The sequence below is a fragment of the Microbacterium sp. P5_B6 genome (genome assembly GCF_056400345.1).
Genome location: NZ_JBFULL010000035.1, coordinates 1 through 7,393, shown reverse-complemented (window position 1 = coordinate 7,393; position 7,393 = coordinate 1). Strand labels below are relative to the sequence as shown.

Below are 7,393 nucleotides of genomic sequence, written 5' to 3'. Positions count from 1 at the left end.
GAACGTTCTCTGCCGTCCMGAGAACGCTAGGGCGCTCCGCGTGACCGCACAATGCGCATCCACCGTTTTGCGCAAAAGCCTGATCCTCACCTCGTCTCTTCTAGACCTCAGCCTGTAGAACGTTATATTTGCCCCCACGGCCCGCAGTCGACGAGCTGCACGCGGCGACGCGGATGGCAGAGAACGATGGAGTTGACGAGTGAAGATTGAACGCGTCGAGTCTCCAAGCTCTGTGGGCAAGCGGGGCGGCCGAATCACGATCGTTGACGTCGCTCGTCATGCGGGCGTATCCGTCGCCTCTGCTTCGAAAGTGCTCCGGGAGGCACCGGGGGTGAGCGATTCGATGCGCGAGCGGGTGAAGGAATCGATGGAAGCACTGTCGTACCGTCCACACCGACCCGCTCGTGGCATGCGCGGGCGCACCTACACCGTCGGGATGATCGTCTCCGACATAGAGAATCCGTTCGTCAGCCTTTTGCAGATCGGCATGACGAACGTGCTCGCCCAACAGGGCTACGAGATCCTGATCGCCCCCGGTGGCGTGTCAGCGACCAGCCAACGGGTCGTGATGAACGCGCTGATCGATCATCAGATGGACGGGATCGTACTGGTATCTCCTCGGGCGAGCGATGCTGAGCTCGAGACATTCGCGAGCGAGGTGCCGGTCGTACTCGTTGGCCGCCACAGTTCCAGCAGCACCCTCGACTCGGTTTCCGGCGACGACGAGTTGGGAGCCAAGCTCGTAGTCGATCACTTCGTGAGCCTCGGTCATGACCGCGTCGCATTCGTCACTCACCACAACGAATCGGACGACCCCTCCTTTCCAGAGACGCTGCGCATGAACGGGTTCCGGCGCGCTATGGCTGCTCACGGCCTGGAGGGCATCGTCATCCGTGGTGCATGGAGTCTCGAGGGCGGGCGGGAGGCAGCACGTCTGGTGTCAAGGATCACACCTCCGCCGACGGCTGTTCATGCCGGTGCGGACATCGTCGCCTTCGGGATGATCAGCGAGCTGTGGGAACGCGGGCTCGCTGCGCGTGACGCCTTCGCGTTGGCGGGCTACGACAATTCGCCCACCGCCGCGATCGGCCCGATCTCACTCACGACCGTCGACCAGTCGGGCCTGGAGATGGGCTCTATCGCCGCCGAGTTGCTGCTCGAGCGGATTTCCGGCCGAAGTGAATCACGCCACAAACTCATCACTCCGTTCCTCGTCGTTCGCTCGAGCAGCAAGCCGCGATCCCGGGGCGAGAGCTGACGCCGGCGTCACCCGCGACACCCAACCGATTGGAAAGCATATGAGCCAGCAGCTGTCGCAGAGCGCGGACGACACCCTCGTCGCACCCGGATACGAGCGAGTAGCGGAAGCGTTCTTCGCGACGATCGCCGATGGTCGGACATCCGGCGCAAGCCTCGCAATCTGGAAGGACGGCCGCCCCGTCGTTCACCTGGCTGGCGGAACCGCCGACCGGGCCGCAGGCGTCCCGTTCTCCCTGAACACTCTCATACCCGTCGCATCGGTGACGAAGGGTCTCGCTTCGCTTGTGATCGCTCGACTCGTCGAGCGGGGAGAGCTTCCGGGTTACGACACAGACATCGCGCAGGTGTGGCCGGAGTTCGCAGTTCACGGGAAGGGAGCAGTGTCGATAGGCGACGTCCTCGCACACCGAGCGGGTTTGTCCGCCCCCCGGCTGGCCCTGTCTGAGGAGGTGTTTCTCGACTCCATCGCCACTGCTGATGTGCTCGCCGCGCAAGAGCCTCTGTGGAAGCCCGGCGCGAGCCATCAATATCACCCCTTCACACACGGTGCGCTCACCTCCAAGTTGGTATCGTTCGCGGACCCCAGAACCCTCGGCGCCGTGTTCCGAGAGGAGATCGCCGCTCCCCTCGGGGCCGAGGCGTGGATCGGGCTGCCGGCAGAATTCGACGAGCGCGTCGCGCCCCTCGTTCCCGACCCGTCCCCCGCGCCAACTCCGGAGCCCGATCACGCCAACCCTTGGCTGGAACGTGCAATGGACCTCGGCGCCGGCATCGACGTCGTGAGCCTCGTTTTCAGCGAGAGTGGCCGACGCGCGGAGTTGCCAGGCGTGAATGGCATCGCGTCTGCTCCGGCAATCGCGAAGATCTGGTCTGCTGCTGTCACCACCACCGACGGTCACCGCCTCATTTCGGACCAAACCGTTGAGTCGCTGCGCGCGCCCCGCAGCGTGGGCGCGCCGCAGTTTGCTGGACCTCCTCCCTATCAATCGTGGGGGGCCGGCGTCATGATCCCGTCGCACTGGGAGTGGTACCTGTCCGAGTACTCGTTCGGGCACGATGGGGCGAACGGCCAGGTCTCGTTTGCGGATCCGTATCACAAGGTCGGTTTCGCGTATCTGACAAACCAGATCGGCGACTGGGAACGCGGAAAGTCGGTCGTAGCGGCACTGTCCGCTGTGATGGGTTGACCGGCCACGGCCCCAGACGACACTTCAAGCGCAGCATCTGGACAGCAGCCTCTCCGATCGACGTGCAAGCACGGGAAGGGGCAAGGCCGGCATCACTCTGCCGTCAGCTCGGGCACGGATGAGGGACGGACGACGACCAGCAGCGCGACCAGCCCGGCAACGGCGCTGCCCACGACGACCACGCCGAGCGACAAGACGCTGACCCCGCCGAGGAGCGCTGGCCCGAGCGACAGGATGCCGCCCACCACAGAGTTCACGAAACCGCTCAGCGCAACGGCCGTGCCACTCTGCTGCTGGTTGCGCGCGAGGATGAGGACGTTCAGGCACGGTCCGGAGAAGCCGTGAAGCGCGACCAGCAGCGACGAGGCCGCGGCCGCCCACCACCATTCGCCATCAAGAATGCCGACGGCGACGAAAGCAGTCCCGCTCAGCGCCATGGCGGGGAGGGCCACGCACAGGAGGCTGGCCGGTCGGTACCGTCGCAATAGCCGTGCCGAGACCTGCGTCGCCACAAGGAGCCCGACAGCGTTGACGGCGAAGATGAACCCGAAGGTCTGCTCAGAGAACCCGTAGACGTCTTGGAAGATGAACGGCGATGCGGACAGGTAACTCACGATCGCGGCAAAGATCATCGCGCCGACGATCACCGTACCGACATAGACCCGATCGCGTGCGAGTAAGGCGACGCGGTCGGTCCATCTGCGTTTGTCACTTGCGCGACCCGCGCGGGGCAGGGTCTCCGGCAGCAGACTTGCGACGGCCACGAGGATGAGCGCACCGAAGCCGGCCAGCAGCCAGAAGACACCGCGCCAATCCGTGAGAAGGAGCAGCTGAGAGCCGATGATCGGTGCCACGATCGGCGCGAGGCCGCTGATCAAGGCGATGCGTGCCGCCATCCGCACGAGCCGCTTCCCGCCGAACAGGTCGCGGATCATCGCAGCGGCCACGACCGAGCCGGCGGCGGCGCCGAAGCCTTGGCCGAACCGCGCGAGAGCGACGATCTCGATGTTCGGCGCGAGCGCGATCACAAGGCTCGACGCGACATGCAGCGCGGTGGCGAAAGTTACGGGAACCTTCCGGCCAATCGAGTCACTCAGCGGACCGACGACGAGCTGGCCGATGCCCAGGCCGATGGCAGTCGCGCTGAGCGTGAGCTGAACCATGGCAGATGTGGTGTGCAGATCCTGCTCGATCAGCGGAAAGGCGGGGAGGTACAGATCCATCGTGAACGGCCCCAGCGCGGTGAGGCCCCCAAGGACCACGATGAACACGATCGGATGCAGAGGTCGGCCCGCGACGATGGTGAGGATCGACGCGGTCGATGTGTGMTCGCGGCGCTCGACAGTAGATTCGGGCATTCGGATCTCCATGATGACGAAGCATCACCGAGGGGATCGCCCGTGGCGCCCAACGCGTGAAGTGAGGACGGTTTCCGTCTATCCAAAGGGAATGCAGCGCAAACTGCGAACCGTTGCGCAAAATCCAGTTCCTTCGCACCTCGGGTCAGTGTCCATCAGACGGCGTGACCGGCCGGCGGATCGTCGTCTGCGACGATGTCCGAGTTGTGGCCGACGAGGAAGTTGCGCTCACGCGATCGCTGACATGATGCGGCCCCGATGCTTGGTGAGCCTTCGCATTCCGAGGCTTCACTTCGCTGATGAGAGTTCCCGCGACGATGACTGCTGCGCCGACGATCGCGAGCGCGGGCAGCCGGTCGCCGGCGAGGCGTCCGATCGCCCCTCCCCACACGGGTTCTGCGGCATAGATGATGGTCGCGCGGGTCGGTGAGACAGAGCGCTGCGCCCAATTCATCGTGACCTGAATGAGCCCGCTGCTCCCGCCCAGGGCCAGGGCGGCGAGAACCCAGATCCAAGAGAATTCGGGGATCTTCTCTCCAGTCACGGGCATGAGGACGAATGCCAGCGCGCTGGCGACTAACAGCTGCACCACGGTCACTCGGCCCAGATGTACGCGACMGGCGAAAGCGCTGATGAGAATGACCTCCACCGCGATCGGGACAGTGCTGATCAGGGTTGCGATCTCGCCCTCGCCGAAGCTGATGCCGCCCTGGGGGCCGGCAATCAGCAACAGGCCGACGAAGGCGAGGGCGGCACCGGCCAGCGAAAGCGCTCCCGGAGGGCGCCGGAGCAGAACCCACTGCAGCAGCGGCACCAGCGGGACGTAAAGGGCTGTGAGAAACGCCACGGTACTGCTTGGCACCGTCTGAAGTCCAAAGGTCTGGAGCCCATACCCGAGGAAGATCATCGACCCGATCGCCGCTCCCGCGCCGATGTCGAGCCATTTCATCGCTCGAAGCGCTCGATGGAAGGCGAGTGCAGTGATCAGCGCCGCCACGAGGAAACGCGCTCCGACGAAGAACAGGGGGCCGCTGTGGTCCATCGCAGTGTGCACGATCAGGAATGTCGCGCCCCAAAGGGCGGTGATCCCGACGAGCGCCCACTCTGGACGCGAGAAGCGCAGGGACCCTCGCAGATTGTGCAACATTCTGCACACCTTATAGTGCAGAATAGTGCACATGCAACACGAGGAGACTCGGGCCGTGCTGGCCCACGTCGGCGGCAACCTGCGCCGGGCACGCCAGAAGGCGGGGTTGAGTCAAGCGAATCTCGCCGAGCGTTCCGGAGTCAGCAGGCGGACCATCATCAACCTTGAGGGCGGTGAGGCCAACATCAGCCTGACGGGCCTGGACCGGCTTGCGGAGGCACTCGGCACGTCATTTGCCACCCTCGTCGCCGCGCCCGGCGCTGTTGCTACGGCCATCGACGAGATCACCTGGCGTGGAAAGGCTTCGGGGAGCGTGGCCGTGCTGCTMGGGTCTGTGCCAGCCCGGAAGGAGGCTCAGCTTTGGACGTGGACGCTAGGGCCCGGTGACCGATACGACGCGCAGCCTGACCCCGAAGGATGGCACGAAATGCTTCTTGTCACCAGCGGAGCCCTCCGCCTCGAGCGCGCTCCCGGTGACGTCACCCTCACCGCCGGCCAGCACGTCTCCTTCTCCACGTCGACGCCCTACGCGTACGTCAACGTTCACGACGGCGCCACCTCGTTCGCGCGTGCGGTTGTCAACTGAGCGTGAGTCTTCCTCGTCCTTCCGGGGCCGGTACGTGTGCGGCACGGCTCCGTCGTCAGGTAGCGCAACTCGGCGCTGACAGCTGAGTCGGCTCCGGGATACAAGAGACTCGCTGCGAGAAAGTTTTCCTAATTGGCAATATTTCGCCGCTATGCTGTTGGCAGAGGAGGCGGGCAGCATGCCAGAGACCACGCAGCAGGCGGAGCGTCGTCCAATGAGAAGACGCGGGGCGTACGCCAATGGGCAGCAGACACGCGAGGAGTTCACGGCGAAAGCCCTTGAGCTCTTCGCCGCGCAGGGATTCCAGCGCCTGTCACTGCGGAAAATCGCCGAGGCGCTCGGGGTCAGCCACGCCGCCCTCACCTACCACTTTCCGACGAAGGAAAGTTTGCTCGAGGCGGTCTTCAACGAGCAAGCCATGCGTGAGGCACCCGTCTTCGAGCCCATGATCGAAGAGCGCGGGATTCTGGATGCTCTTCCTGACCTGCTCAGCGCCAACGATGACATCCCCGACCTGATCCAGCTCGACGTGACCATCCTGGCCGAAGCGATACGCCCCGACCATTCCGCCCACGTGTGGGCGCAAGAGCGCATGGATGCGATGGTTCAGGACGTCAAGACGGGGCTTGCGCTCGAACGCGAGAAAGGACGGCTACGGTCGGACATCGACCTGGACGTCACGGCACGCCAAATCAGCGCCATGGTGCGCGGACTCCAACTCCAGTGGCTCTACCGGCGTGACACGCCCAGAGTGGACGACATACGCGAGTTCCTCGAATTACTCCGGCCATAGCTCCGAGCAGCAGATTGAGGAACGAGAACACGGCGGGACCCGGTCAACGAGCATGCCTGCGTCCCCGACGGCCGAGGAGTCCATCCCTGCCGCCGCCTATTTCGAGGACGGGCTGTCGGGGAGGCGGCAGCGCGGCCAGATCATCGACCAGTCTCCGMGAGTGATGAGGCGGCGTGGCTGAGGATTTGTGTCGCCAGTTCTCGCATTTGGACCTTCCGCACTTTTCCGGTGATCGTCATGGGGAACTCTTGCGCGATGTGGACGTACTTTGGGATTTTGTGGTGGGACAGTCTGCCTGAGCAGTAGTCGCGGACAGCTGCGGCGTCGAGCGGGCTGGCTCCGTCTCGTAGCCGCAGCCAGGCCATGAGTTCCTCGCCGTACTTTTCGTCCGGTACGCCAATCACCTGAGCGTCGAGGACGTCGGGGTGAGTCATCAAGAACTCCTCGATCTCCCGCGGGTAGATGTTCTCTCCGCCCCGGATGACCATGTCCTTGATCCGGCCGGTGATGCTGACGTACCCGGCGTCGTCCATCACGCCGATATCGCCGGTCCACATCCAACCGTCGCCGTCGATAGCCTCAGCCGTCTTCTCCGGCTCGTTCCAGTAGCCGAGCATCACCGAATAGCCACGGGTGCACAGTTCGCCGGCCTCCCCGCGCGGCAACGTCGTTCGCGTGAGCGGGTCCGCGATCTTCACTTCGAGGTGCGGGCCGACTCGGCCGACCGTCGACACACGCCGCTCGATGGAGTCGTCATCTCGCGTTTGGAGAGATACCGGGGAAGTCTCCGTCATTCCGTAGCAGATGGAAACCTCGGTCATCCCGAGTCGTTCGATGACTTGCTTCATGGTTTCCACGGGGCAGGATGAGCCGGCCATGATTCCGGTTCGCAGGGTGCTGTGATCGAGGGTCTGCACGGCAGGATCGTTGAGCATCGCGATGAACATCGTCGGCACCCCGTAGAGAGAGGTGCAGCGCTCCCGCGCAACGGCCGCGAGCGTCGCTGCGGGGTCAAAGGCGGGGTTGGGGATGACCATTGTGGCGCCGTGACTGGTGCAGGCG

The 7,393-nt window shown here is 64.5% G+C and carries 7 protein-coding genes; 4 read left to right on the top strand and 3 right to left on the bottom strand.

Going from position 1 to position 7,393, the window contains the following annotated elements; translation table 11 throughout:
* Nucleotides 1-199 precede the first annotated feature (199 nt).
* Together AC1DP3_RS17620 and AC1DP3_RS17615 are read left to right on the top strand one after the other, a co-directional pair.
* Nucleotides 200-1,258 carry a LacI family DNA-binding transcriptional regulator gene (locus tag AC1DP3_RS17620; RefSeq protein ID WP_477295559.1) on the top strand — a complete coding sequence of 353 codons (1,059 nt, stop codon included), beginning with the start codon at nt 200-202 and terminating at the stop codon, nt 1,256-1,258.
* A gap of 40 nt (nt 1,259-1,298) precedes the next feature.
* Entirely contained in the window at nt 1,299-2,447 is a 1,149-nt protein-coding gene (locus tag AC1DP3_RS17615) for a serine hydrolase domain-containing protein (RefSeq protein ID WP_477295557.1), read from the top strand.
* 92 nt (nt 2,448-2,539) lie between these two features.
* On the opposite strand, the gene AC1DP3_RS17610 is transcribed toward AC1DP3_RS17615, so the two are convergent.
* The gene (locus tag AC1DP3_RS17610; RefSeq protein ID WP_477295555.1) at nt 2,540-3,805 is read right to left on the bottom strand and encodes a multidrug effflux MFS transporter; all 1,266 of its coding nucleotides are present in this window, start codon (nt 3,803-3,805) and stop codon (nt 2,540-2,542) included.
* 145 nt (nt 3,806-3,950) lie between these two features.
* Complete coding sequence (locus AC1DP3_RS17605) at nt 3,951-4,985, bottom strand: DMT family transporter (protein ID WP_477295553.1); 1,035 nt, start codon at nt 4,983-4,985, stop codon at nt 3,951-3,953.
* Between AC1DP3_RS17605 and AC1DP3_RS17600 the strand changes: the two genes are divergently transcribed.
* Nucleotides 4,984-5,538 (top strand): helix-turn-helix domain-containing protein, encoded by a 555-nt coding sequence (locus AC1DP3_RS17600; protein ID WP_477295552.1) that lies wholly within the window; start codon nt 4,984-4,986, stop codon nt 5,536-5,538. The genes AC1DP3_RS17605 and AC1DP3_RS17600 overlap by 2 nt on opposite strands.
* 178 nt (nt 5,539-5,716) lie before the next feature.
* On the top strand, nt 5,717-6,331 hold the full coding sequence (locus AC1DP3_RS17595; protein ID WP_477295550.1) for a TetR/AcrR family transcriptional regulator: 615 nt from the start codon (nt 5,717-5,719) through the stop codon (nt 6,329-6,331).
* A 140-nt stretch (nt 6,332-6,471) separates the two neighbouring features.
* Here the strand turns inward: AC1DP3_RS17595 and AC1DP3_RS17590 are convergent.
* On the bottom strand, nt 6,472-7,393 hold a 922-nt coding region (locus AC1DP3_RS17590), incomplete at its 5' end, for an AMP-binding protein (RefSeq protein WP_477295548.1).

Coding starts and splice junctions, on each gene's coding strand:
- AC1DP3_RS17615 (WP_477295557.1), top strand. CDS start 1,299: ATGAGCCAGCAGCTGTCGCAGAGCGCGGACGACACCCTCGTCGCACCC.
- AC1DP3_RS17595 (WP_477295550.1), top strand. CDS start 5,717: ATGCCAGAGACCACGCAGCAGGCGGAGCGTCGTCCAATGAGAAGACGC.